General features: G+C 56.9%; 24 protein-coding genes and 1 pseudogene. 6 read left to right on the top strand and 19 right to left on the bottom strand.

Annotated elements, in window-relative coordinates:
- Positions 1-10: 10 nt before the first annotated feature.
- The 3 genes from lgt to ABI171_RS11015 all read right to left on the bottom strand — a co-directional run bounded on the left by lgt (position 11) and on the right by ABI171_RS11015 (position 2,082).
- Complete coding sequence (lgt, locus tag ABI171_RS11025; protein WP_348092610.1) at positions 11-865, bottom strand: prolipoprotein diacylglyceryl transferase; 855 nt, start codon at positions 863-865, stop codon at positions 11-13.
- Positions 866-868: 3 nt separating this feature from the next.
- Entirely contained in the window at positions 869-1,762 is an 894-nt protein-coding gene (locus tag ABI171_RS11020) for a LysR substrate-binding domain-containing protein (protein WP_348092609.1), read from the bottom strand.
- 83 nt (positions 1,763-1,845) lie between these two features.
- Positions 1,846-2,082, bottom strand: coding sequence for a TIGR04438 family Trp-rich protein (locus ABI171_RS11015; protein ID WP_348092608.1), 237 nt, complete (start codon positions 2,080-2,082; stop codon positions 1,846-1,848).
- 162 nt (positions 2,083-2,244) lie between these two features.
- On the opposite strand from ABI171_RS11015, the gene ABI171_RS11010 reads away from it, so the two are divergent.
- Complete coding sequence (locus tag ABI171_RS11010) at positions 2,245-2,559, top strand: c-type cytochrome (protein WP_348092607.1); 315 nt, start codon at positions 2,245-2,247, stop codon at positions 2,557-2,559.
- Between the two features lie 109 nt (positions 2,560-2,668).
- On the opposite strand, the gene ABI171_RS11005 is transcribed toward ABI171_RS11010, so the two are convergent.
- The 3 genes from ABI171_RS11005 to ABI171_RS10995 all read right to left on the bottom strand — a co-directional run bounded on the left by ABI171_RS11005 (position 2,669) and on the right by ABI171_RS10995 (position 6,697).
- Positions 2,669-3,796, bottom strand: coding sequence for a branched-chain amino acid ABC transporter substrate-binding protein (locus tag ABI171_RS11005; protein WP_348092635.1), 1,128 nt, complete (start codon positions 3,794-3,796; stop codon positions 2,669-2,671).
- Between the two features lie 290 nt (positions 3,797-4,086).
- A complete protein-coding gene (locus ABI171_RS11000; RefSeq protein WP_348092606.1) occupies positions 4,087-5,238 on the bottom strand; it encodes a branched-chain amino acid ABC transporter substrate-binding protein in 1,152 nt (383 codons plus the stop codon).
- Between the two features lie 310 nt (positions 5,239-5,548).
- Positions 5,549-6,697, bottom strand: coding sequence for a branched-chain amino acid ABC transporter substrate-binding protein (locus tag ABI171_RS10995; protein WP_348092605.1), 1,149 nt, complete (start codon positions 6,695-6,697; stop codon positions 5,549-5,551).
- A gap of 177 nt (positions 6,698-6,874) precedes the next feature.
- On the opposite strand from ABI171_RS10995, the gene ABI171_RS10990 reads away from it, so the two are divergent.
- Positions 6,875-7,384, top strand: a complete 510-nt coding sequence (locus ABI171_RS10990; protein WP_348092604.1) for an Lrp/AsnC family transcriptional regulator — start codon at positions 6,875-6,877, stop codon at positions 7,382-7,384.
- 172 nt (positions 7,385-7,556) lie between these two features.
- On the opposite strand, the gene ABI171_RS10985 is transcribed toward ABI171_RS10990, so the two are convergent.
- The 6 genes from ABI171_RS10985 to folD all read right to left on the bottom strand — a co-directional run bounded on the left by ABI171_RS10985 (position 7,557) and on the right by folD (position 13,569).
- A complete protein-coding gene (locus tag ABI171_RS10985) occupies positions 7,557-8,873 on the bottom strand; it encodes a D-amino acid dehydrogenase (protein ID WP_348092603.1) in 1,317 nt (438 codons plus the stop codon).
- A 179-nt stretch (positions 8,874-9,052) separates the two neighbouring features.
- The gene (locus ABI171_RS10980) at positions 9,053-9,481 is read right to left on the bottom strand and encodes a hypothetical protein (RefSeq protein WP_348092602.1); all 429 of its coding nucleotides are present in this window, start codon (positions 9,479-9,481) and stop codon (positions 9,053-9,055) included.
- 11 nt (positions 9,482-9,492) lie between these two features.
- A complete protein-coding gene (locus ABI171_RS10975; protein ID WP_348092601.1) occupies positions 9,493-9,918 on the bottom strand; it encodes a DNA polymerase III subunit chi in 426 nt (141 codons plus the stop codon).
- A gap of 23 nt (positions 9,919-9,941) precedes the next feature.
- Positions 9,942-10,544: a glutaredoxin family protein gene (locus ABI171_RS10970; protein ID WP_348092600.1), complete on the bottom strand. Its 603-nt coding sequence runs from the start codon at positions 10,542-10,544 to the stop codon at positions 9,942-9,944.
- 86 nt (positions 10,545-10,630) lie between these two features.
- Complete coding sequence (locus ABI171_RS10965) at positions 10,631-12,718, bottom strand: M3 family metallopeptidase (protein ID WP_348092599.1); 2,088 nt, start codon at positions 12,716-12,718, stop codon at positions 10,631-10,633.
- Between the two features lie 5 nt (positions 12,719-12,723).
- Positions 12,724-13,569, bottom strand: coding sequence for a bifunctional methylenetetrahydrofolate dehydrogenase/methenyltetrahydrofolate cyclohydrolase FolD (gene folD, locus ABI171_RS10960; protein WP_348092598.1), 846 nt, complete (start codon positions 13,567-13,569; stop codon positions 12,724-12,726).
- Positions 13,570-13,921: 352 nt separating this feature from the next.
- On the opposite strand from folD, the gene gshA reads away from it, so the two are divergent.
- Positions 13,922-15,508 carry a glutamate--cysteine ligase gene (gene gshA, locus ABI171_RS10955; RefSeq protein ID WP_348092597.1) on the top strand — a complete coding sequence of 529 codons (1,587 nt, stop codon included), beginning with the start codon at positions 13,922-13,924 and terminating at the stop codon, positions 15,506-15,508.
- A 77-nt stretch (positions 15,509-15,585) separates the two neighbouring features.
- Here gshA and ABI171_RS10950 read toward each other — a convergent pair whose 3' ends face one another.
- A complete protein-coding gene (locus tag ABI171_RS10950) occupies positions 15,586-16,293 on the bottom strand; it encodes a hypothetical protein (RefSeq protein ID WP_348092596.1) in 708 nt (235 codons plus the stop codon).
- A gap of 112 nt (positions 16,294-16,405) precedes the next feature.
- Positions 16,406-17,380, bottom strand: a complete 975-nt coding sequence (locus ABI171_RS10945; RefSeq protein WP_348092595.1) for a helix-turn-helix domain-containing protein — start codon at positions 17,378-17,380, stop codon at positions 16,406-16,408.
- 97 nt (positions 17,381-17,477) lie between these two features.
- Here ABI171_RS10945 and ABI171_RS10940 point away from each other — a divergent pair, with 97 nt between their 5' ends.
- Positions 17,478-18,170, top strand: a complete 693-nt coding sequence (locus ABI171_RS10940; protein ID WP_348092594.1) for a DJ-1/PfpI family protein — start codon at positions 17,478-17,480, stop codon at positions 18,168-18,170.
- 11 nt (positions 18,171-18,181) lie between these two features.
- Here the strand turns inward: ABI171_RS10940 and ABI171_RS10935 are convergent, their stop codons facing one another.
- The 3 genes from ABI171_RS10935 to ABI171_RS10925 form a co-directional block, all read right to left on the bottom strand.
- The gene (locus ABI171_RS10935; RefSeq protein ID WP_348092634.1) at positions 18,182-18,949 is read right to left on the bottom strand and encodes an ABC transporter substrate-binding protein; all 768 of its coding nucleotides are present in this window, start codon (positions 18,947-18,949) and stop codon (positions 18,182-18,184) included.
- 269 nt (positions 18,950-19,218) lie between these two features.
- Entirely contained in the window at positions 19,219-19,848 is a 630-nt protein-coding gene (locus ABI171_RS10930) for a hypothetical protein (RefSeq protein ID WP_348092593.1), read from the bottom strand.
- Entirely contained in the window at positions 19,838-20,464 is a 627-nt protein-coding gene (locus tag ABI171_RS10925) for a hypothetical protein (protein ID WP_348092592.1), read from the bottom strand. The genes ABI171_RS10930 and ABI171_RS10925 overlap by 11 nt, the downstream gene beginning before the upstream one ends.
- Positions 20,465-20,686: 222 nt before the next feature.
- On the opposite strand from ABI171_RS10925, the gene ABI171_RS10920 reads away from it, so the two are divergent.
- Positions 20,687-21,073, top strand: a complete 387-nt coding sequence (locus ABI171_RS10920) for a hypothetical protein (RefSeq protein ID WP_348092591.1) — start codon at positions 20,687-20,689, stop codon at positions 21,071-21,073.
- Here the strand turns inward: ABI171_RS10920 and ABI171_RS10915 are convergent.
- Both ABI171_RS10915 and ABI171_RS10910 read right to left on the bottom strand, forming a co-directional pair.
- Positions 21,065-23,425 (bottom strand): DNA polymerase II, encoded by a 2,361-nt coding sequence (locus ABI171_RS10915; protein ID WP_348092590.1) that lies wholly within the window; start codon positions 23,423-23,425, stop codon positions 21,065-21,067. The two genes, ABI171_RS10920 and ABI171_RS10915, sit on opposite strands and share 9 nt — an antisense overlap.
- Before the next feature lie 360 nt (positions 23,426-23,785).
- Entirely contained in the window at positions 23,786-24,601 is an 816-nt protein-coding gene (locus ABI171_RS10910; RefSeq protein ID WP_348092589.1) for a hypothetical protein, read from the bottom strand.
- 221 nt (positions 24,602-24,822) lie between these two features.
- On the opposite strand from ABI171_RS10910, the pseudogene ABI171_RS10905 reads away from it, so the two are divergent.
- Positions 24,823-25,278 (top strand): annotated as a pseudogene (locus ABI171_RS10905) (DUF4824 family protein); the annotation flags it as partial.
- Between the last annotated feature and the right edge of the window lie 26 nt (positions 25,279-25,304).

The following is a 25,304-nucleotide window of genomic DNA, read 5'->3' as shown; positions in this document are numbered from 1 at the left end:
GTGTTGCGGATCAGGTCGGAGATGGCGCCGCAGCCTTGGCCGGCGGCGCATCGGCGGCGCCGGCATATTTGCGCGGATGGCGATAGGCGATATACAGCAGGATAATGCCCAGCACGATCATCGGCACCGACAGCATCTGGCCGGCGGAAATCGTGATGCCGCCAAACGTGACGTTATAGTCCGGCACGCGGAAATATTCGGTGAAGAAGCGGGCGCAGCCATACAGCAGCGAGAACATGCCGGCCACCGCCATGCGTGGCCGCGGCTTGCGCGAGAACAGCCAGAGGATGATGAACAGCAGGATGCCGTCGACCAGCATCTGGTAGATCGGCGACGGATGGCGCGGCAGGTTATCGACATTCGGCCAGATCATGGCCCATGGCAGCGACGGGTCGGATACCACGCGGCCCGGCAATTCGCCGTTGATGAAATTGCCGAGGCGGCCGGCGGCGTAGCCCAGCGGCACCATCGGTGCGATGAAATCCATGATATCCATCAGGTTGCGGCCAGCCTTGCGGCCCCACCACCACATGGCGATCAGGACGCCGATAAAGCCGCCATGGAAAGACATGCCGCCTTTCCACACCGCGATGATTTCCGACGGGTGCGAAAAATAATAAGCCGGATCGTAAAAGAACACCTGGCCCAGGCGGCCGCCGATCACCACTCCCAGCACGCCGTAGAACAGCATGTCGTCGATATCCTCCTTCTTCCAGCCGACCGCGGCGATATGCGGCTGCTTGATGCGGATGCGGCCGACCCAGATGAACTGGATGAAGGCCAACAGGTACATCAGGCCGTACCAGCGCACGTGTAGCGGCCCTAGGGAGAAGGCGATCGGATCGGGTAAAGGGTGAATCAGCATGTTTTATTTCTTTCTCAACAATTCCAAAAAGGCTTGCAATACAGGTGACGCATTATCGCGGCGCCAGGCCAGCCCGGTCTCGACCAAGGGCGTCTGGTCCTGCAATTCGCGATAATCGACCCCGGGGCGTTGCAGGTTCGACACCGATTGTGGCACAAGCGCGATCCCCATGCCAGCCGAGACCAGGCCGACGATGGTTTGCATCTGGATCGCTTCCTGACCGATATGCGGGGTGACGCCGGCGGCGCGGAAGCAGCCCAGGATAGTATCGTGGAAGCCGGGCGAGATGCGGCGCGGGAAAATAATCAAGGGCATGTCTGCTAGCGCGCTGAGGGCTATCTTGCCTTTGCTGCGCAAGGCCTTGAGACCGCTAGGCGCCGCCAGGATCAGCGGTTCGGCCAGTACGGGCTGGTAATCCAGCACCAGCCTGGCCTTGTCAGGCAGGGGTGGAATCAGCAGGCCGGCGTCGATCCTGCCTTCCATCAGTTGCGCCAATTGCAGGTCGCTGGTGGCTTCTTGCAGGTCGATCTGCACCTGCGGATAAGCTTCGCGGAAGGCCCGCAGCAAAGGCGGCAGGATGCTGTAGTCGGCAGTGGAGACAAACGATAGCGTGAGCAGGCCGGATTCGCCGGAGGCCGCGCGCCGCACCAGATCGGGAAGGGTGGCGGCCTGTTGCAGCAGGCGTTGCGCTTCCGGCAACAGCGCCAGTCCCGCCGAGGTCAGGGCGACGCTGCGTTTGGTGCGCGCAAACAGCGTCGTGCCAAGGTTGGCTTCTAGCGCCTGGATCGCCTGCGACAAAGGCGGCTGTGTCATGTGCAGCCGCAGCGCAGCGCGGCCGAAATGCCGTTCTTCCGCTACCGCCACGAAATAGCGCAGTTGTCGCAGCTCTATGTTCATTCACCGACCTTAATAAAAAAAGCCGGGGAGGCGCCGGCTTTTTGTGTTGCATTTGTGTTGCATGATAGTTCTTCGGTAGCTTCTCAGCGGCCGGAGCCTTTATGTTTTTCAAAGGTTTTCTTGACGCGATCCGCCCTGGCTTTTTCGAGTTCTTCATGGGCTTTGCGCTTGTCCAGGCCGAACATCCGTTCCAGGAATTCAAACCAGATAAAAGCGATCGCCATCAGGCCGGCGATCCACCACCAGGACATCCCGGCAAAAGGTCCGATTGCGAAGTATTTTAACGCTATTAGTGCAACGATAATGATAATCAGTGGCATGGCATTCCCTTTTCTTTGCGGAAAGGATAGGGCGAAAGATGCCTACGGTCAACGGATGTCGAACTGATATGTCGGATTTGAGATGTAGGTTGATGATTCCTGAATATGAGACAATGGCCGCAGGCAGGTAAAATCACGACACACACATTGACGGAGATAAGCATGAAACGTAGTTTGTTGATCTGCGCGTTGCTAAGTGCAACAGCTTCAAGTTATGCACTGGCAGACGCCGGCCTGGATCTGGCAAAGGCGAAGAACTGTCTGGCATGCCATTCGGTGCAAAACAAGGTGGTCGGACCGGCCTACAAGGACGTTGCCGCAAAATTCGCCGGTCAAAAAGGCGCTGAAGACATGCTGGTGCAAAAAGTCCTGAAGGGCAGCACCGGGGCCTGGGGCGCGATTCCGATGCCACCCAATCCGCAAGTCAGCGATGCCGAAGCGCATACGCTGGTAAAGTGGATTTTGTCGCTGAAGTAACACGGATACAGCAGTATGTTTGTTTCAGCATTGCGGCAGGCGATGCTGCAAAAAAAAAGCGCTCGGTTTGAGCGCTTTTTTTACGACCGCGGCAAATCCGCCTTTCGCCTTACTTGGTCACCGCCAGCTGGCTGCGCAGCGCGCCACGGTACGTGTACAAAGTGATGGTGCCGTCCTTGATATCGCCCTTTGCATCAAACGCGATCATGCCGGTCACGCCCTGGTGATGGATTTTCGCCAGTTCCGGCAGGTATTTTTTCGGATCCGCCGATTTGGCCTTCTGCATCGCACCGGCCATGGTCATCAGGGCATCGTAGGTGTACGGCGCATAGATCACCACGTCCTTGCCGTACTTGATCTTGTAGGCGGTCTTGAAATTGTCCAGGGCTTTCCTGCCGGATTCTTCGACGCCGCCGGCTTCCGCGCAGATCACCTGGTCGTTGCTGATGCCGTCGCCGGCCAGCTTGGGCAAGGTGGTGGTGCAGATGGCGTCGCCACCCATGAACTTGGCGTTGATGCCGAGCTGCTTCATCTGGCGCAGCATCGGGCCGGCGCCGGCATCCAGGCCGCCAAAGAAAACCACATCAGGCTTCTTGGCCTTGAACGACGTCAGGATGGCATTGAAGTCGGTTGCCTTGTCGTTGGTGTACTGGGTCGCGACGATGGTCATGCCGGCGGCTTTGGCCGCCTTGCTGAATTCTTCCGCCAGGCCTTGGCCATAGGCGGTGCGGTCATCGATCACGGCGGCGGTTTTGGCATGCAGGGTATTGGCTGCATAGCGGCCCAGGGCGCTGCCCAGCTGGCTGTCGTTGGCGACCACGCGGAAGGTGGTGTTGAAGCCTTGCCGGGTATATTTTGCGCTGGTGGTCGACGGCGAAATTTGCGGGATGCCGGCATCGTAATAGATCTTGGATGCCGGAATCGAAGTTCCTGAGTTGACATGGCCGATAACACCGGCAATCTTGGCATCGACCAGTTTCTGCGCTACCGCGGTAGCCTGTTTCGGATCGGACGCATCGTCTTCCGCCATCAGTACGAAACGGGTTTTCTTGCCATCTAGCGTGATGCCTTGGGCGTTCAATTCATCGATCGCCATCCTGGCACCGTTTTCATTGTCTTTGCCGATCTGAGCGATAGGGCCGGTAGTCGGGGCAACGTGGGCAATCTTGACCACTTGTTCTTGTGCATGTGCCGCAGCAGCCAGGAACAGGGCGATGGCGGCAGCCAACGGAATCATTGTAGTTGTGTGCACAGATTTCCTCCTAAGGATTTACAACGGTATGAATAATAAACAATCGCACGTACGATTTTTTTAGACAGCCGCTTTTCGCAACTGGTTCGGACTGTCAGGGGGAGTTAAACGTTACAACATTACAAATCCTGCGCAAAGAGCGTTTGTATGTTTTTTTATCAATTCGACAGAATGATATGCGTAATGTGTTGACGCACTGCCCGGCGGAAATGAAAATATGAAAAAAGCGCCCCGGCCTTGAAGGGCGGGGCGCTTTGGCAAGGCGAGACGATCGTTTATTTAGTGACGGTCAGCAAGGTCCGTTTGCCATCCTTGTAGGTGTACAAGGTCAGCGTACCGTCCTTGATATCGCCCTTGGCGTCGAACGCGATCATGCCGGTCACGCCCCTGTGGTGGATTTTCGCCAGCTCAGGCAGGTATTTTTTCGGATCGGCGGAATTGGCTTTTTGCATCGCCTCCGCCATCGTCATGACCGAGTCGTAGGAGTACGGCGCGTACAGTTTGACTTCGGTGCCGTACTTCTTCAGGAAGGCCGCCTTGAAATCTTCCAGGCCTTTCTTGCCAGACTCTTCCACGCCGCCGGCTTCGGCGCACACCACTTCATCATTGATCAAGCCATCGCCTGCCAGCTTGCCCAGTTCGGCGGTACACATGCCATCGCCGCCCATGAACTTGGCCTTGATGCCGAGCGCTTTCATTTGGCGCAGCATCGGACCGGCAACCGCATCCATGCCGCCGAAGAAAATCACGTCCGGATTCTTGGCCTTGATCGAGGTCAGGATGGCGTTGAAGTCGGTCGCCTTGTCGTTGGTGAACTGGGTCGCGATGATATTGCCGCCGGCGGCTTTCGCGCCCTTGGCGAACTCTTGCGCAACGCCTTGGCCGTAAGCGGTGCGGTCATCGATCACGGCGATATTTTTTGCATGCAGCGTATTGGTCGCATAGCGTCCCAGCGTGCCGCCCAGCTGGCCGTCGTTGGCGACCACGCGGAACACGCTGTTAAAGCCTTGCTGGGTGTATTTAGGGCTGGTGGCGGCCGGAGATATCTGCGGGATGCCGGCGTCGTAGTAAATCTTAGAAGCAGGGATGGTGGTGCCGGAATTCAGGTGGCCGATGACGCCGTCGATCTTGGCGTCGACCAGTTTTTGCGCCGCTGCCGTGCCTTGCTTGGGATCGGAAGCATCGTCTTCCGCCAGCAGCACGAATTTGATTTTCTTGCCGCCCAGGGTAACGCCCTTGGCGTTCAATTCTTCGATCGCCATCTTGGCGCCGTTTTCCATATCCTTGCCCAAGTGGGCGGACGGGCCGGTAACCGGACCGACATGGCCGATCTTGACGACTTGTTCCTGCGCATAAACTGAACCTGAAGCGCTCAAGGCCAATGCGATTGCTGCAACCAACGGCAACATTTTATTCTTCATCTGCACGTGTTTCCTCCTAAGGAATTGATAAGGTAGATAAAAGCTTTTCCCGCTGTGATAAGCGAAACATGTAAGCGTTACAACACGTTACAACAGAAAAAAATCTTCTCAAAGACTTTTCCTGTGTTTTAGATAATACCCTTGCATGTCATGAGGAAATTGCCGTCCGTTTCAAAACAATGTTTGCTACGGAAATGGGTGCGGAGGATGGCGGGAAAACGCTGGAGTGCAGCAGTGCTGCAGTGCGTGGGGACGGAATTGAATAAAAAAAAACGCCCCGGAAACCAGGGCGTTTTCTATGTACTGCGTACGTCGATTATTTTGTTACGGTCAACAGAGTGCGCTTGCCATCTTTGTAAGTGTACAAAGTCAGCGAACCGTCCTTGATATCGCCCTTTGCATCAAAGGCGATTTCACCAGTCACACCTTTGTAGTGGATCTTGGCCAGTTCAGGCAGGTATTTCTTCGGATCGGACGAGCCGGCTTTTTGCATCGCTGCAACCATGGCCATCAGCGCATCGTATTCATACGGTGCGTAGATCACGACTTCCTGGTTGAAACGCTTTTGGTAAGCCGCTTTAAAGGCTTCCAGAGGCGCCTTGCCTGCATCCGGCACACCGCCGGCTTCAGCACAGACTACCTGGTCGTCTTTCAAGCCGGCACCAGCCAGTTTGGCCAGCTCGGTAGTACACAGGCCATCGCCGCCCATGAACTTGGCCTTGATGCCCAACTGGTCCATCTGGCGTAACATCGGACCACCGACAGCATCCATGCCGCCGAAGAAAATCAGGTCAGGGTTCTTGGACTTGATCGAGGTCAGAATCGCGTTGAAGTCGGTGGCTTTGTCGTTGGTGAACTGGGTCGCAACGATAGTGCCGCCGGCTTTCTTGGCGCTCTTGGTGAATTCTTCAGCAACGCCCTGGCCGTACGCTGTACGATCGTCGATCACGGCGATGTTCTTGGCTTTCAGCGTATTGATGGCGTAGCGTCCCAGAGTGCCGCCCAGTTGACCGTCGTTGGCGACAACGCGGAATGCAGTGTCAAACCCTTGCTGGGTGTACTTTGGATTGGTTGCCGAAGGCGAGATTTGCGGGATGCCGGCATCGTGATAGATCTTCGATGCTGGAATGGTGGTGCCGGAATTCATGTGGCCGATAACGCCATTGACCTTGGCGTCCACCAGTTTCTGCGCAGCTGCAGTACCTTGTTTCGGATCGGAAGCGTCATCTTCGGAAGCCAATACGAATTTCACCGTCTTGCCGCCGATCTTGGTGCCTTTGGCATTCAGTTCCTCGATCGCCATGGTCGCGCCGTTTTCATTGTCCTTGCCGATGTGGGCGTTAGGACCGGTGAGCGGGCTGACCTGGCCGATGGTGACGACTTCTTGAGCTGAAACCGGGCCGGCAAAAGCGAAAGCCATTGCAATTGCGCCAGCCAACGGAATCATTTTGATCTTGTTCTGCATGAATATCCTCCTGAGGATTTAAAATAAAATAATCTAGTTACAGTTTCACCATCCGCTGCTTTTCTGTTATTTATTCAGACACGTCCGAATAAAGCAACGTTACAACATAAAAAACGCTTCGCATAGCGGTTTTTGCGAATTCTTCTCACAGCTGGAGCAGCCCTTAATCCCCTTGGCATGAGCAAACACCACACCCTAGACAAAGTCGACCGCAAACTGCTGAACTTGCTGCAGCGCGACAATCAAATGCCGACCCGCACCCTGGCCGACAAAACGCATATTTCCCAACCTACCTGCCTGCGCCGCCTGCGCGACTTGCGCGAGGCCGGCATCATCAGCGCCGACGTCTCGCTGGTTGATCCGTTTGCACTCGGCTACGGCATGCTGGCGTTTCTCGAAATCTCGCTCAACCACCAGTCCGACGAACACATGCAGGAATTCGAACTGCGCATGAACAAAGAGGTCGAGGTGATGCAATGCTATTTCGTCTCCGGCGATTACGATTACTTCCTGGTCGTGCATGTCATCGATATGGACGCCTATTACCAGTTTGTACGGCGCGTCATTTCAGGCTCCGGCAACGTCCGCCATTTCCAGTCTCGTTTCCCGATGAAGCGCGCCAAATTCGTGACGCGGGTGGCCTTCGACGAAAAGCCGGCGACAGTCGACGTGCGCATCGCCAAGTGATGCACTTCAACAGTGCGCCGACACGGCAAAAACGCTGACCGGCTGCTTCCCGGAAACACTTGAGCAAAAACCGCGCCATGCTCGCATGGACGCGCAAAGGATAAAAAAAAGACCGATGCTGTCGCCAGCACCGGTCTTTTTTATTGTATTGCTGCGTGAGCAATCTGCATGTTCAAGCTTGCACAGGACGCGGCATGATCAGCGGCCGCGGTGCTTGCCGCGGCATGCCGCTGAAGGCGAAATCCACTTCCGGCCGGCGGCCCGAAACAATCTCCGCAATCGCGCGGCCCGAGCCGCAACCCATGGTCCAGCCAAGCGTGCCGTGGCCGGTGTTGAGGAACAGGTTGCTGATCCTGGTCTTGCCGATGTAAGGCACGTTGGATGGCGTCATCGGACGCAGGCCGGTCCAGTAAACCGGATTGTCGTAATCGCAACCATCCGGAAACAATTCGCGCGTGCGGCGGGTGATCGCCTCGCAACGCGTGGTGTTGAGTTCACGCGTGTAACCGTTCAGCTCGCAGGTGCCGGCCACGCGCAGGCGGTCGCCCAGGCGCGACACCACCAGCTTGTAGCCGTCGTCGGTCAGCGAGACGCTTGGCGCGGCGTCGGAGTTGGTGATCTGATAGGTGGCGGAGTAACCTTTACCCGGATAGATCATCAGATCGACGCCGAGCGGCTTCAGCAGCGGTGTCGAGAAACTGCCCATGGCGACCACGAAGGCATCGGCATGCAGCACTTCGTGACGGCCATCGGCATTGATCACTTCGACCCCGGTGATTTTGGCGCCGGCTCCGCTGCCCTCCGTAATCAGGCGGGTGACGCTGGTGTTGTACTGGAAGTTGACGCCGGCTTCGGCCGCCTTGTGAGCCAGGCCCGAAGTGAATTTATAGACGTCGCCGGATTCATCGGTCGCAGTGAAATCGCCGCCGACGATCTTGTCGCGGATGCGCGCCAATGCCGGTTCGATCTTGATCACTTCATCGGCGCTGATCGAGTCGCGCGGGCAACCGAGATCACGCATCAGTTGTGCGGCAGGCAGCGAGATGTCGAATTCTTTTTGATCTGTGTAGAAGTGCAGGATGCCGCGCGTCAGGCAATCGTAGTCGACGCCGGTTTCAGCGCGCACCGCTTGCAAGGTCTGGCGGCTGTATTCGCAGATGGCGACGATCTGGCGGATGTTGTCATTGGTGCGGGCGGGGGTGCATTCGCGCAGGAAGTTGAGGGCCCATTTCCATTGCAGCCATTCCGGGCGGAAGCGATACAGCAGCGGCGCATCTTCCTGTCCCAGCCATTTCAACACCTTCAGCGGCGCTTGCGGATTGGCCCAAGGTTCGGCGTGCGACACCGAAATCTGGCAACCGTTGGCAAAACTGGTTTCCTGGGCCGCGCCAGGCTGGCGGTCGATCACTGTCACGTCGTGACCTTCCTTGTTCAGGAACCAGGCAGAAGAGGTTCCGATTACGCCAGCGCCCAATACAATTACTTTCATCTCATCTCCAAAAACCACCGTTTTTTAACAATTCGCGTGCTGAATCAGCGGAATATGCAGCCTTTTCAATAGCGCTATTGTAAGAAAATCGTGATTTTTTAGGCGATCAAAATTAGGCTAATAATTTTCACTTTCATCCACCGTAAGAGATTTTATGACTGAAAAACAAAAAATATACGCTAAATGTTTGTTTTTTTTAATTTAACTAATTCCAGTGTAACCGCCCGGGAAATCACTTCATCCAGGGTCTGGTGCAAGCCGCTGCGGATTTGCGCCGCCATGCCTTCCACCGCTGTCTGCAATACATCCGCCAGGCCATCGCGAACCCGCTGTTCGATGACGAAATCGATACGGTCCTGCAATTGTTGCAGCACTTTTTCCCGCACCTCAGCCTCCAGCCGGTCCCAGTCATGCTTGCTCAGGGTGATTTCCCGTTGCGGCGGCGGCAGATCGAAGTTATCCAGGTCGTCATCGGCCGCGCTCGGCGCAGGATGGTTCGGCGCCACTACTGCTGCGGTCGGCATCTCGATAATGTCGGTCAAAGTCGGCAGCGGAACAATGACCTCGGTCAATAAAGGGATATTGGCGTCAAGTTTGCCGTTGGTCATGACAAGTTCCTCTATACGTTTTCGGCAATAAAATGGGTCAGCGGGTAACCACGCTGCTGGTAAAAGCGATAGCGCTCGCGGCCGCCGGCCTTGTCATCATCGGCCAGCGAGATGATTTCAAACATGCGTTCAAAGCGCGCAAAGTGCTGCGGCGTCCTGCCGGACAAGTTGATCAGCATCTGGTGATGGGGTAGCTCCGCATCTTCATCGGCGGCCAGGATGACCGGGGTTTGCGCGGCGAGCGGATCGCCGGCGCGCACGTGCGGCAGAAAATCATGCTCGGAAAATGTCCACAGCGCCCGGTCCAGCGTCGCCAGTTCGTCGCCGTTGCCGCACAAGATGACGATCTGTCGTTGCGCGGAGCGGGCCTTGCGCACCAGCCGGCAGGTGTACAGGAATTTATCCGAAATATTGGTATGGAAGTCGATTTGCGTCATAAGCGGATATGGTCAGGCCTGGCCTAAAAGCGGAAGCCGGGCGGCGCATTGCCTGCGGCTGGCGCTACATCGCCGCTGTTGGTCGTGCCGGCGGCAGGAGCGGTGGTTTTGCCGGATGCGTTAGCAGCTGGCGCGGCGGCCACTGGCGCAGTATTGCGGTAGGTTTTTGGCAAGCGGCTGCTTTCCGGATAGCCGGCCGCGGTCAGCGCCGGGCCCCAGGCAACGGATGAAAAGCCGCTTTGCTTGTCGCGCCCGACGGTCAATACCGGCAACGTATTGTCGCTGGTGATTTTACGCAGTGCGGCAATATCTTCATTGCTCTTGACGGTCTTTTCGCTGAATGGAATGCCGCGCTCTTTCAGCATTTTGCGGCCATCGTCGCAAGGGATGCATTTATCCGAGCTATACAAGGTGACGGGATTATTCTTGACCGCCAGCGCCAGTTCGTACGGTAAGCCATCCGTGTCGTCGCCCATGCCGCCAGCGGTTTTTTTCTCCACCACATGACCGCTCGCAGGCGGCGTATCGCTGTAAGTGACTTTGCCATCCGGCCCGGTCGACTTATAGAGTTGAGCCTGTGCACCGGCGGCCAGCGTCAGCAAAAAAAACGTTACAGCAATTTTCATCCTTTTCCCCTTGTAGATTGAGTTTGCGATTGAACCAGCTTGATCCTGCTTGTGCCACATGCTTATGTCGCTGCCTGTACCGCGATTTATGCCGCCATCCCGCTATGCCGCAACAGCGCATCGATATTCGGCTCGCGGCCGCGGAAGGCCTTGAACGATTCCAGCGCCGGGCGCGAACCGCCCACCGCCAGGATTTCGTCGCGGAACTTGCCGCCGGTCTTGGCCGAAACCACGTTGTCGCCGTTTGCCGCGGCTTCTTCAAAGGCGCTATACGCATCGGCCGACAACACTTCAGCCCATTTGTAGCTGTAGTAACCCGCAGCATAACCGCCGGCGAAAATATGGCCGAAGGAATGCTGAAAACGGTTGAAGGCGGGCGGCGTGATGACGGCGATCTTGCTGCGCACCTGGTTGATCACGTCCTGCACGCTTTGGCTGCCGTAGGGATCGAAGTCGTCATGCAAGCGCATGTCGAACAGCGAAAATTCCACTTGGCGCAGAGCTTGCAGGCCGGACTGGAAATTCTTGGCGGCGATCATCTTGTTGAACAGCTCGCGCGGCAACGGTGCACCGGATGTCGCTTCGGAAGTCATGTGCTGCAGCACATCCCACTCCCAGCAGAAATTCTCCATGAATTGCGACGGCAATTCGACTGCATCCCATTCAACCCCCGAAATGCCGGACACGCCGATCTCGTCGACCTGGGTCAGCATGTGATGCAAGCCGTGGCCGAATTCGTGGAACAGCGTGATCACTTCATCGTGCGTAAATAAAGCCGGCTTGCTGACGCCATCGACCATGGCCGGTGCGGTGAAATTGCAGGTCAGGTAGGCAATCGGGGTTTGCACTTCATTGCCGATCCGGTGCCGCGCCCGTGCATCGTCCATCCAGGCGCCGCCGCGCTTGCCGTTGCGCGCGTAGAGGTCGAGATAGAACTGGCCGATCAGCTTGCCGTCTTTCCGGATCTGGAAAAATTTTACGTCCGGATGCCATACCGCAGCCTGGTCGGCGCTGATGTCGACCGAAAACAGCTTTTGCACCAGTTGGAACAAGCCTTCGACCACGGTCGGTTCAGGGAAGTACTGCTTCACTTCCTGCTCGGAAAACGCATAGCGCTGCTCGCGCAGTTTTTCTGCGGCATACGCCATGTCCCAGGCTTCCGGCGACGCCAGGCCAAGTTGCTCGGCGGCGAAGGCGCGCAGCTCGGCCAGGTCTTGCTCGGCAAACGGACGGGCGCGCCGGCCCAGATCTTCCAGGAACTGAATGACTTCCTCTGGCGTCTTGGCCATCTTCGGCACCAGCGACAGTTCCGCATAATTCTTGAAATCCAACAGCTTGGCTTCTTCATTACGCAAGCGCAGGATCTCGACGATATTCGCAGTGTTGTCCCATTCCGCCTTTTCACCCAGCTCGGAAGCTTTGGTGGCGTTGGCGCGATATATTTTTTCGCGCAAGGCACGGTTGTCGGCGTATTGCAGGATCGGGAAATAGGAAGGGAAGTGCAGCGTGAATTTGTAGCCTGGTTTTCCATCACCTTCCGCGGCAGCCCTTGCGGCCTGGCGCACATCGTCCGGCAAGCCGGCCAGCTCGGTCTCATCGGTTACAAACAAGCCGTAGGCGTTGGTCGCATCCAGAATGTTTTCCGAGAATTTGGTGGTCAGCGCCGCGTGTTTTTCCTGGATTTCCGCAAAACGGGTTTTCTTGGCGGCTGTCAGTTCTGCACCGCCCAGGCGGAAATCGCGCAAGGCGTTGTTGACGATCTTACGCCGCGCGTCGGACAGCTCGGCAAAATCGATGTTGTTCTTGATCGCCTTGTACTTGCCGAACAGCGCCAGGTTTTGCGCCAGCGCGGTCCAGAATTCAATCAGCTTCGGCTGGTTCTCGTTATATGCGGCGCGCAGTTCCGGGGTATCCGCCACCGCATTCAAATGGCTGACGATACCCCAGGCACGGCTGAGTTTCTCGGTGACGTGCTCCAGCGGCAAGACGAAATTTTCCCAGGACGCTGCTTCGGGCGATGCCTCCAGCAGCTTGACCACGGTATGCGCCTGCTGCAGCAGCGCGGCGATCGCCGGCGTGATATCGGCCGGCGTGATCCGGTCGAACTTGGCCAGGCCGGTAAAGTCGAGCAGGGGATTGGCGCTGGTAGCGGCTTTGCTTGCGATAGGGGTCATTGCAGTTACATTCTTTCTGCGGCTTCAATGGTATTGACCAGCAACATGGTGATGGTCATCGGCCCGACGCCGCCTGGCACCGGGGTGATGTAGCCCGCGACTTCCTTGGCGTTGGCAAAATCGACATCGCCGCACAATTTGCCGTTATCGTCGCGGTTCATGCCGACGTCGATGACGGCAGCGCCAGGCTTGACCATATCGGCGGTGACGATATTGCGCTTGCCGGTAGCGACCACCAGGATGTCGGCCATGCGTGTATGCAAGCCGAGATCACGGGTCTTCGAATTACAGATGGTGACAGTGGCGCCGGCTTGCAAGAGCAGCATGGCTTGCGGCTTGCCAACGATGTTGGAGGCACCGACAATCACCGCATGGGCGCCGCGCACCGGGAAATTCACCGATTCCAGCATTTTCATCACACCGTATGGGGTACATGGGCGGAACAGCGGCTGGCCGGTCATCAACAGGCCGGCGTTGCTGATATGAAAACCGTCGACGTCTTTCTCGGGCGCGATGGCTTCGATCACTTTATGCGCATCGATATGCGCCGGCAACGGTAGTTGCACCAGGATGCCGTTGATCTTCGGGTCCTGGTTCAGGGCGTCGACCCGCGCCAGCAGGGCGGCTTCGGTCAGGTCGGCATCGTATTTCTCGAATACCGAATACAAGCCGTTGTCTTCGCAAGCCTTGACCTTGTTGCGCACATACACCTGCGAAGCCGGGCTGTCGCCGACCAGGATCACGGCCAGTCCGGGCTGCTTGCCTTGGGCTGTCAATGCAGCGGCGCGCTTGGCGACATCGGCGCGGAGTTGTTGGGAGAGGAGATTTCCGTCGATCAGTTGAGCTGGCATGGTGAGGGCTATTGAAATTTGAAAGCAAAGCAGGATTATAAAGGGTGTGCGCCCTGAAGAACGTGCTAGCAGCGTGTTTCCGTGAGGAAACTCAGGAATTCTTGCTGATAAATTTCTGCGTGTCCTTAAGAATTCATGGGAAGTTATCCGTTTGATAAAATAAGACCGCATTCGGTACACACTGTGAATCGCCGATTGGTTGTCAATTGCTATCCGGGCGACATCCAACGCGTTCTTTCATTTTCGGCTATTCTCGCCTTCTACGACATCTGCATGTCACCGACTTTGGCTGCAATTGTGCAGCCAATGGCCGCATAGCCAGAGAAGACAAATTTAAAAAAAGGATGCTGAATTGACCGATCATTACACTCGCCGGCTGGCGCTGCTAGGACAAGAGCAGCATCGCGGCTTGCTAGGCCAGGGCTTGCGCGGCATCGAAAGAGAAACCTTGCGGGTCGACGTCGATGGCCGCCTGGCCCTGACGCCGCATCCGCGCGCGCTAGGTTCGGCGTTGACGCAGCCGCAGATCACCACCGACTATTCGGAATCGCTGCTGGAGTTCATCACCCCGGCCGAGCACGATATCGCCACCGCGCTGACGGAGCTGGAAACCATCCACCGCTTCGTCTATACCAAGCTGGGCGATGAACTGCTGTGGAGCCAGTCGATGCCGGCGCACCTGCCGGCCGAAGAACAGATCCCGATCGCCTGGTACGGCACCTCGCACATGGGTACCTTGAAGCACGTCTACCGGCGCGGCCTGGCGCTGCGCTACGGCAAGCGCATGCAGTGCATCGCCGGCATCCATTACAACTACTCGCTGGCCGAAGGCGTGTGGCAAGCTTTGCAACAAGCCGAAGGCGCCACCGGCACTGCGATCCACTTCCAGTCGGAAAGCTATATCGCGCTGGTGCGTAATTTCCGCCGCTACAGCTGGCTGCTGATGTATTTGTTCGGCGCATCGCCGGCGTTGTCGAAATGCTTCCTCGACGGCCGCCAGCACCGGCTGGACGAGCTGGATAAAGATACCCTCTACCTGCCTTACGCTACCAGCCTGCGCATGAGCGACCTCGGCTACACCAGCGAAGCGCAAGCCCGACTGACGCCGCAGTTCAACAGCCTCGACAGCTACATCAAGAGCCTGGCGCGCGCGGTCAGCCAGCCCTATCCGCCGTACGAAGCGATCGGCACCCACCGCAACGGCGAGTGGATACAGATCAACACCAACATCCTGCAAATCGAAAACGAGTACTACTCGACCATCAGGCCGAAACGCGTCATCAACAGCGGAGAACGGCCGATCCAGGCGTTGTCCGCGCGCGGCGTGCAATATATAGAAGTACGCTGCATGGACATCGACCCCTTCGAGCCGATGGGCATCAACCTCGAAACCTCGCGCTTCCTCGACGCTTTCTTGTTGTTCTGCGCGCTCGACGACAGCCCGCTGACCAGCGATGAAGAAAGCCTGGAAAACACCGAGAATTTCAACCGCGCGGTCAAAGAAGGCCGGCGTCCCGGCTTGCAACTGCGGCGCGACGGCAACCCGATCGGCTTGCAAGCCTGGGGCACGGAACTCATGCAGCGCATCGGCGCAGCGGCGGAACTGCTCGATGCCCAACGCAACGACGGCGCGCATGCCGCCTCGCTGGCGCAGCAAAGCCGCAAGCTGGAGTCGGTGGAGCTGACGCCATCGGCGAAGGTATTGGCTATCTTGCGCGACAATAAAGAATCGTTCGCCAGCTTTGCGCTGCGCCAAAGCAAAGTGCACGCGGCTTACTTCCGGGCGCATCCACCGAGCCCGGAAGAGCGTAATTATTATGAAACGTTGGCGGCGACGTCCTTGTCCGAGCAGGAGAGTCTGGAACGTAGCCAGACTGGGGATTTTGATACTTTTGTGGCGGCTTACAGGGCTAGTACGCTGGGGAATATGAGTGTGTAGCTTGGCTTGAATGGATTTTCCCGGCGGCGGTCGGTTTAAAGCGGTGGCCGCCGGATCAGTCTATGTACTCTGGCGCCTTACTCGACAATCAAAGCCGGGCAAACTCGCACCACGGCGATACCGCGCTCGGGGCTGCCCAGCCGGAAACGCACTTTGTTATACAACACGGTTCCCGACACCGCCTTGGCGTTCACCAGCCCCTCGCCCGGTAATAGCGTGAAGGTCCATGCGCCGCCGACCTCACAGTCGGGCAACTGGCCCCCGCTCTGCAATACCCGCGCGCCCCAGATTTGCCGCACCATCAGATCGCGTGTATCGACCTCATTGACCATGTAGATTTCCTGCGCGCCGTTGTGAATGTCGTTATAGCTGCCGAAATGGATACCCGCCGTTCCGGTGATGGTCGCTACCGGCGTCCAATCGACGCCCGACTGGATCACCAGTTTTCCTGCCGGAAGCTGCTTGTCGACGATGTCTTCGGTGGCCGCGCCAACCTGATCCAGGCGTATGAGCGGATCTACCGCGCCGCGCGTGTCCAGCTTGGCCGGATCAGGAACCAGTAAAACGCCAAAGACCGCCTGCTCACAGAATCGCGCATGCCGGAAATGATCCTGCAGAGTCTTGACCGCGTGATCGAGGCGTTTCCAGTATGCGGCAGAAAATGTCTTACGCAGATACTCCGCCGTAGGCGCGGGAAGCCCCGCCCGCACAATTCCCTCGCACACGGATTCGCAGGTGTTCCAGCCTGAAGCGGCGAGCAGTTCGATCTGGTTAGCGTTCCGCACTGAATATCTCCTGGCCCGAAGTCCCAAGGTTTTCGAGTCTACATGGAATGTCACAGGTCATCAATTACCGCTTGCTATCGAAAGAGCGTGTTCTGTTTTCATATGCGATGCGCTACGAATGCAGTTCCCGAAACAGTCCTGGCGTGACGCCAAACCGCCGTTCGAATGACTTGGAAAACTGGGCCGGCGTCGAAAATCCCGTCTTGGCGGCAATCTCCTTGAGACTAAGGTTTGCCGCCAGCAAATGCCTGGAGTGATCGAGACGCAGGGTTTCCACAAAATGCGCGGGCGTCTCGCCGACGGCGCTGGTGAATTTCCGATGAAAATTACGCCCGGACATGGCGACGCGCGCCGCCAGATCGGGCACATCCAGCGTTTCCGTCAAATTGTCTTTCATCCACTCGATCAAGCCTGCAAACACGGTGCCGGCGCGCGTCTGCGCGCCCAGTATTGGACTGAATTGTGACTGATAACCGGGACGCCGGGCATACAGCACCAGGCGTTGGGCGATGGTTTGCGCGACCGCGCTGCCAAGATCCTTTTCCACCATGGCCAGGCACATGTCGATGCCGGTTGTTACGCCGGCGGATGTCCAGAGCCGGCCGTCTTCGATATACAAGGCATTCTGATCGACCTCTGCCGCGGGATTTTGCCGAGTCAACGCGGCGCAGGTGTCCCAATGCGTCGCCACGCGCTTGCCATCCAACAGTCCCAGATTGCCAAGCACCAGGGCGCCGCTGCACACCGATCCATAACGTGGCGCCACAACTGCAGTGGCAATCAGCCACTTGCCGACTGTTTCATCCTCCGCCAGTTGCCGCAGGCCGGATTCGCTGCCGCCGACCACCAGCAGCGTGTGTACGGATTGCGGCGGTATGTCTCCTATGGCGATGGAGAGGGTGCTGACGGCACTATTACTTTGGACCGGACCGCCTTTCCCCGACAGGATGTGCACACGATAAACCGTTCGCCCGCAGGCATCGTTGGCTGCGGCAAACACGGCTGCGGGTCCTGTGAGGTCCAGTATTTGCATGCCGTCGAAAACGAGCAGCGCGATATCGATTGATCTTGTGATTAATGTTGTCATTGGCAGAATTTAATACATATATGTCATTTATGCCATATGCATATCTTGATAGAATTACCTGACTCCATACAAACCTGCGTATAGCTAAAGGAAAAACATGTCAGATTCGACGCCTTCGATTCATATCGGCTTCTTGCTGTTTCCTAACGTAACCCAGCTCGACCTGACGGGGCCGGCGCAGGTGCTCAGCCGCGTCCCCGGAGCCAAAGTGCACTTGATCTGGAAGAACACTGAACCGGTCGTGACCGATGTCGGTTTTACGATCAATCCGACCGTATCCTTTGCCGAGGCTCCGACGCTGGATGTATTGTGCGTTCCTGGCGGACTTGGCATGGGCGATCAGTTGAACGATGCGGAAACGATAGCCTTTTTGCAAAGGCAGGGGGCCACGGCGCGCTATGTCACGTCGGTTTGCAACGGATCCCTGCTGCTCGGCGCGGCTGGATTATTGAAGGGCTATAAATCGGCGTGCCACTGGATGTGGCGTCAGTATCTGCTGCAATTCGGCGCCGAGCCGGTGGCCGCTAGAGTAGTACGCGACCGCAACCGCCTGTCCGGCGGCGGCGTGACGGCGGGCATCGACTTTGGCCTGACGCTTGCGGCTGAACTTGCGGGAGAGGAGCTGGCTAAATCGCTGCAACTGATGTTTGAATACGATCCGCAGCCACCGTTCGACTGCGGTTCGCCGGAAAAGGCGGGATCCGAACGTGTCGCACGGGTATTGGCCTTGCAGGAAAAACGGATCAAGATCGTGGAAGAGCAGATCCAGAGGGTCGCACTGGCCCTGTAATCGCGGTGGCGTCAGTCATCTCCCTTCGCTACCGCAGCTCCCTCGATGTGATGCCGCGCCAGCGACGCGGCGACAAAGCCGGAGGTTTTCATGTCCTCGACAAACTTCGACAGATAGGCGGCGGCCTCGCCGCCTTTGGCCTTCGGCACGCCCATCGCCTGGCGGATCACCATGAAGCGCTGATCCAGGATCCGCAAACCGCCTGCCTTCGACGCATCCTTTTCTAGTTGCTGTTTGACCCCGGCGGCCACTGCCAGATGCTGGTCCAGAAAACCTTGGACGACGGCCGGAGAGGTCGCTATGCGGACGATCGTCGCGTGCTTCAATTCTCGCGTGAGAAACAGATCGTAGGCGCTGCCTTTGCCGACTGCCACCGTGATGCCGGGCTGGTCGACCTGTTCATTGCTGGTAATCGGGGAGTCGCCACGCACGGCATAAAAACCTTCAATCAATACATACGGCCTGGTGAATTGAATTTCCTGCGCGCGCTTCGGGTCGACCGCGAAAAAACCGATGTCCACCTTGTCCTGTTCCACGTTCTCGACCGATCCGCCGGCCGACTTGACCGCGACCAGTTGTAGCGGAACGCCGAGCTGTCTGGCAAGCTCCGTGGCAAGATCGACCGATACGCCGACCGGTTGGTCCGTCTTCGGATCCAGATTCGCCAATACCGGATTGCCTAGATTGATCGATGCGCGCAGCGTGCCTCCCGGGGCGAACACTGCGGCCATCGACGAGCCTGGATGTTGCGCCAGGTTCGGATGATTTTCTTGCGTCATGGTTGCTCCCGATGTTTGCGCCAGTGCGGGCGTCGCGGCGTTGAATGCCAGAAGTAGCGATAAGGTCGGAAAATACATTATCAGGTTTTTCATCGTCGACAATCTCATTATCTTGGCTGGAATTTATTGCAATCCATTCTTTGTTTGAATGGGCGATTTACCGGCTGGCAGTTGCCCTCGCATACCCGTAAGCGGGCGCCTATGACAGCCCGCGTCCGTGACGACTCTAGCGCAGTTCCAAACAAGGTGCCATAGGTTTTTCCCCTTCGTTACACTGCCAGGACGGGTTTGTCGGGAGCCAGTGGCGACCCCAGCCCCAGGCAATCGTAGACCGCATCCATAATCTTCTGTCTGCGTGTCGGAAAACCGGCTTGCCAGCGCCAGCGCATGACGTACAAGGGGATGGCGGCGAGTAGCCAGATGCCCGGCAACAGGCTATCAAGAAAAATCCAGTACGAACTGCCTGCCTTTGTCGTTATGTCGACGCAAAAAATCACGCCCGCAAGGGCAAGAAGAAAAACACCCAGCCAGAGCGTGTAGCGATGCTCGCTTTTGGGCGGGATGCGAGTCGTGGCATAAGAGGATGAATCTCCTTTCCACAAAAAGTGCGCAACATAGACGCAGTCGTCTTCGCAGTTTCGCAGGGCGTAGATCCGTTGTTCGCCGTCGCGAGTGAAGGGTTCCTCCAGTACGGCCAGTTCGACCCGATCGCCTTCGGCCAGGAACGGTTCGGGGTTCCACATCCAGTGCGCGGTATAGAAGCGCATCTTCTGGCCGTCGATATCGAATCTGTAGGTACAGTTATCGACGAATGAATTCGTGATCATATTCAGCGACGTTGCCTGCACCTTATGCAGCCGGCCCTCGATGCGCCTTATCTTTGGTAATTCAACGCTCATGCATTGCTCCGGCAGCGAGGCGTTCTTCCATGCGCGACGATGCGCCTTCGTACTTCGCCATTACCGATTCCATCAAGCGCAGCGTCCGCCGGCGGCGGAAGCGATTCCAGATGGTCTGGGCTGAAAAAAATGTCAGAAGCAAGGAAACAAACGCAGTAATCGCCGCCACCAAGCCAATGATCCCGAAAAGGACATTCCAGGCTGACTCGGTATGAATAGTCAGGTACCACGCAAAAGCGCAGATCAAACCACCGGCAGCCGCCACTTGCAGCGTATGCCAGAATGATTTCCACGTCTTTTCCGCGCGTACGGTCATCGGGAGCGCCGCAATGGTCTGTGCGTTGGGAGGGACGAGCCAGTCGAGCATATGGCTGCCATCGCACAGTTGGAAAACGCCGGCCACCACCGGAGCACCTGTGTCGGCCAATGCCTTCAACCGCTCGGAGGTGGTGTTTTGCTCGGCGGGATGTGCTTCCACTACGATGCCGTCGAGACGAAACCGCACCCGTTCGAACACAGACGGGGACGCGCCGACGCGGTATTGCTCGATCGGTCCGTCAAGAACCTTGATTGCGCTTGCTTCACTATCCTGCTTGATCGGTATGACTTCTCTCATTCGGGTGTCTTCTAAAGCTCGAGTTAGGTCTTGCAAAATGGTAGTTCGGGACTACATGAGATTTTGTCAGGTTTGCCTGAGAGGATATCTCACAGTGATGTTCGCCAGGCTCTGCCGTGTATTTCAGGGTGGCGGAGGCGCCGGATATTCAGGATATTCCTTGTGTTGTTGCAGCAACTGGCCCGATTTTGGCTCCGATTATGCCTAAAACACCGTTCAACCATGACCACCACCCCGACTCAAAATATCTTCAAAAAAGCTTTCCGGAGTAAGTTTGCTGGCGCACTTGCTGTCTGCACCGCGCTTTTATTCATTACCAATCCCGAATTGCTATCCGTTGTGCTGGTGGCCAATGCCATCGGTATCGATATCTTCATCTTGCTCGTAACTTTGCAGTTTCGTGCGCAATTTTCTATGCTGTACATGATGTTTTTGTATTCGCTTTTCTACAAGATCAAGCTAGTGCTTGGCGTTGGGCGTAGCAAGAAATCGAGTGGCGAAGGTGTTGAGGAAGACATTCCGACGGGCGATGAAAGCAGCGCTCTCCCGGCTCTACCTGCGCCGCTAGATTTCAGCAGCGAGATGGAAGGTCGGCCGTCTTCAAAATAATTCCCTTTGCCCGCCTACCAGCGCCGCAAAATTATCATCCAAAAATGGCAAAATCGCATCCGCCAGCGGCTGCAGCTGCCGCGTCAGATAGTGGTCGTAATCAATCGCCGATCTTTGCGTTTCCAACGGCTCCGGCCCCGCCATGGTCATCACATAGCTGATCCAGCCGCCATGTTGATATTGCAATGGTCGGCCTTGCTCGCGATTGAATTCATCCGCCACGCGCGCGGCGCGTACATGCGGCGGAACGTTACGCTGGTAGGCCTCCAGCGGCCGCTTCAGCCGTTTGCGGTAGACCAGCAACTCATCGAATTCACCGCTCAACGTGCGCTGGACATAATCGCGGACATAAGACTGATACGGTTCGCGCTTGAATATATGCTGGTAAAGTTGCTGCTGGAATTGCTTGGCCAGCGGCGTCCAGTCCGAGCGCACCGTCTCCAGCCCCTTGTAGACCATCTCTTCTTCACCGTTTTTTTTGACGATCATGCCGGCGTAGCGTTTTTTGCTGCCTAGCTCCGTGCCGCGGATGGTCGGCATCAGGAAGCGGTGGTAGTGCGTGTCGAACTCCAGCTCCAGTGCGCACTCGATACCCAGGTTTTCCTGCAAGTGCTGCCGCCACCATGCGTTGATGTGACAGACCAGCGTATTGCCGATATCGGCGGCCTGTTGCTCGGTCTGCGGTTGCTTCAGCCAGACGAAGGTGGAGTCGGTGTCGCCGTAGATGACCTGGTAACCTTTGGCTTCGATCAGTTCACGCGTCTTGTGCATGATGTCGTGGCCGCGCATGGTGATCGACGACGCCAGGCGCGGATCGAAGAAGCGGCAGCCGGTTGATCCCAGCACGCCATAAAAGGAGTTCATGATGATCTTCAACGCCTGCGACAACGGCTGGTTGTGTTCGCGCTTGGCGACTTCGCGTCCTTGCCAGATCTGGTTGACGATGGCCGGCAAGCTATGTTTGCTGCGGGAGAAGCGCGCACCCAGGAAACCCGGCACGGAATCGCGGTCGTCGGGATGCCGCATGCCTTCGATCAGTCCGACCGGATCGATCAGGAAGGTGCGGATGATCGAGGGGTACAGGCTTTTGTAGTCCAGCACCACCACCGAATCGTACAAGCCCGATTGCGAATCCATTACAAAGCCGCCGGGACTGGGCTCGCCCGACACGTCACCCAGGTTCGGCGCGACATAACCCTGGCGATGCATTTGCGGCAGGTACAAATGGCCGAAGGCAGCGACCATGCCGCCGTTGCGGTCCGCCGGCAATCCGGTAACCGCAGCGCGTTCCAGCAGGAATTTCAGTAGTTCGGTCTTGGCGAAGATGCGTGTTACCAGTTCGCAGTCTTTCAGGTTATAGGTCGCCAGCGCCGGCTTGTCCTCGGCAAAGCGACGGTCGATTTCCGCCATGCGCTGATAGGGGTTGTTGATGGATTTCCCTTCGCCCAGCAAAGTCTGGGCCACATACTCCAGGCTGAAAGACGGAAAATTCCAGGTTGCCGATTTCAGCGCCTCGATACCATCAATGATCAGACGTCCGGCGGCCGATGCGAAATGGTGATTGGGCTTAAAGCCATGTTCGCGCCATTCGATCGGGCTGCCGCCGCGGCCGAGACGCAAGGGAATCTTGTATTCCTGCGCATGCTTTTGCAGCACCCGCAAATCGAACTGCACCAGGTTCCAGCCAATGATGGCGTCGGGATCATGCTGCTCCAGCCAGCGATTCAGCTGCTCCAGAAGGAGAGGGCGGCTATCGCAATACTCCAGGTCGAAATCGACCGCGCTGGCATCGCCGTTGGGCGGCCCCAGCATATACACCTGACGCTGGCCGCAGCCTTCGAGGGCGATGGAATACAAGTCGCCGTGCGCGGTGGTTTCGATATCGAGCGATACCAGCTTCAGTTGCGGACGATAGTCGGCGGCGGGCTTCAGGTAGCTGTTGAGCATGGGACCATTGCCGTTTTCCTCACCGGCGAACCACACCGGCGCCGTGATGAAGCGCTCCATCAGATAACGTTCAGGCGGCCGGATATCGGCTTCGTAGACATCCACGCCGGCTTCCTTCAGCTGCTTCTCCAGCTTCATTAGCTGACGATGCTGCTGGACATACAAGCCCAGCACCGGGCGTGAATGGAAATCTTGCAGCTCTAAAGGCTTCAGTTCGAAGCGGCGTTCGTTGCGCAATACGCTATCGGCCAGTTGCTGCTGCTCGGCCGGGATGAACGCCACCGACTCTTGGGGAGAAAGGCGGATGTGCTGCGGACCGCTATCGGTCGCCAGCCAGAAATCGACTTCTGTACCAGAAGGGGTGTCGCGCCAGTGCCTGGTGAGAAGAAAACCTTGTTGTGCCACTTTACTGCCTTTGAGAGCCACGTGTGTTTGTGCATCGGCGTGATGCTTTGGGATGGATTCGGTCTTGTAAAGACACATACTAATATGGCTTGTTTCAGATTGCTGAACGGGTTTGCCAAGACCAATGAACGACCGACTCCCCATCTGAATCAAATAGTGTGTGTCCTTTTTGAATCCTAGCCAGCTAATGACCTTCGAAGACGCTGCGTTTTCCGGAAGTATTTCAGCAACGACCTGTTGCACGGTACCGTCAGCGATGGCCAACCGTCGCAGATTGGGCAGGTCAATTTGTATCAGCTCAATCATATCTGGCGTGAAAACCTGCGACATATGCAGCTCCATTTTGACTTGACCAAGATTCTATTGATCGCTCCGCGCCTCGGAAAGCGCAATAGCCAGATTCTGCACCTTCTTCTTCAACTGATCGCGCTCTTCCGTCAATTCCGCCACCAATACCGTCAAACGATAAATTTCGACCTGTTCTGCCGAGGCGTCCTCAGACGGCATATCCAACTCGACCTTGGGTTTGGGCGGCAACCGCGCCTCGCGCACCTGTCTTGCCGCCTGGCGCAATTCCTTCTTGCCCCCGGCAACGGCGGCGATCTGCTCTTCGCTAGGCAAGGAAGCCACGGCGGCCGCGGCATTAATCGAAATGACGCCGGACTTGATGGCGCCGACCAGTTCCGGCGCGGCGGTTTTCTGGATTTTCTCGATTTGTCCCAGCGTCGTGCTGCTCATCCGCGCGGCGCGCGCAATGGTTTCGCGGGTCCACGGCGGTTCTTTCTCTGATTGCGCACTGGCGTTGTCGCCCGCAGACGCGTCGGCCGCTTGCCGGGCTTGTTTCTGCGCAAGGCGCGCCGATACGATCTCTTTCTTGCGCAATGCGAGCACTCCCCGCTGAAAATCCGACACGCTGCGCCGCCCGAGGTGGTTGTCGATCATCCACAGATGTACGTCATCCATGGACTGGAAAGTCTGGTTCTGCATCGTATTGAAGGAGATGCCGTGTTTCTGGCAAATGCCGTAACGGTTGTGGCCGTCGACCAGCAGCTCACCCCACAATACCAGCGCATCCCGGCAGCCCTCGGCCAGCAAGCTGCGTTCCAGGGCAGCGTATTCATCGTCGGTCAATGGATCGATATAGGCGCGGAGGGTTTCGTTGATAGTGATGGTCATGGTTCAGGCGATCTAGAATTTATGCGCAGGTAGTGTACCTGATGGGTAGCCGATGCCTGTTACGTTTGATTGCAGGGCGGCGATATGTATTTATGTTTCGTAATTCAAATTTGGCCTGATCGCTCCAATGTTGAATTCGTCTGTGTACCGTTTGTTGCCCATGACTTCTCCTTTGGTCTAAATTATAGGCTGAGGACTGTCTACGATACTGGCGGCGATTCAGCCCCACATACCAACAGTCCATCGAACTTGCAAAAAAAGAGGATGCGGATGAATCGAAGAAAAAAGAAGATGATGGCGAAAAGAAGAATCGGCCGACAGCGTTGTCACAAGAACTGAATGTGAATAGCCGGCTATTCGTCGTCGATGCCAGTCTGGATCGTGAAACGCTTCGTGCGAAATACCCGGATACGCGCCACTACAGCATCGTGCGCGGCCAGATTCGACCGCAGGTGATTTACAACAAGGGAAAGCAACCGCTGATGACCGGATACATAAATAATATTAGCGCACAAAGCATCAATGTACCTTTTGAATTCCGATACGTGTTCGAGCCGATGCTGGCGAAAAATCAGAAATATGCTTACGCCGGCAATGACAAACTTCCTCCCTTCGAAGCGACGGTGGCGTTCGGCAGGCGGCTTGAACCTTGGATAGTGGCGGCTTCAACAAAGTAATAACGGCAACCACTTGCCATCGTCTC

The sequence above is a fragment of the Collimonas sp. genome, from assembly GCF_039923675.1.
Classification (GTDB): domain Bacteria; phylum Pseudomonadota; class Gammaproteobacteria; order Burkholderiales; family Burkholderiaceae_D; genus Collimonas.
Note: the sequence above shows the minus strand (reverse complement) of the source record. Positions and strands in the feature narration are given on the sequence as shown.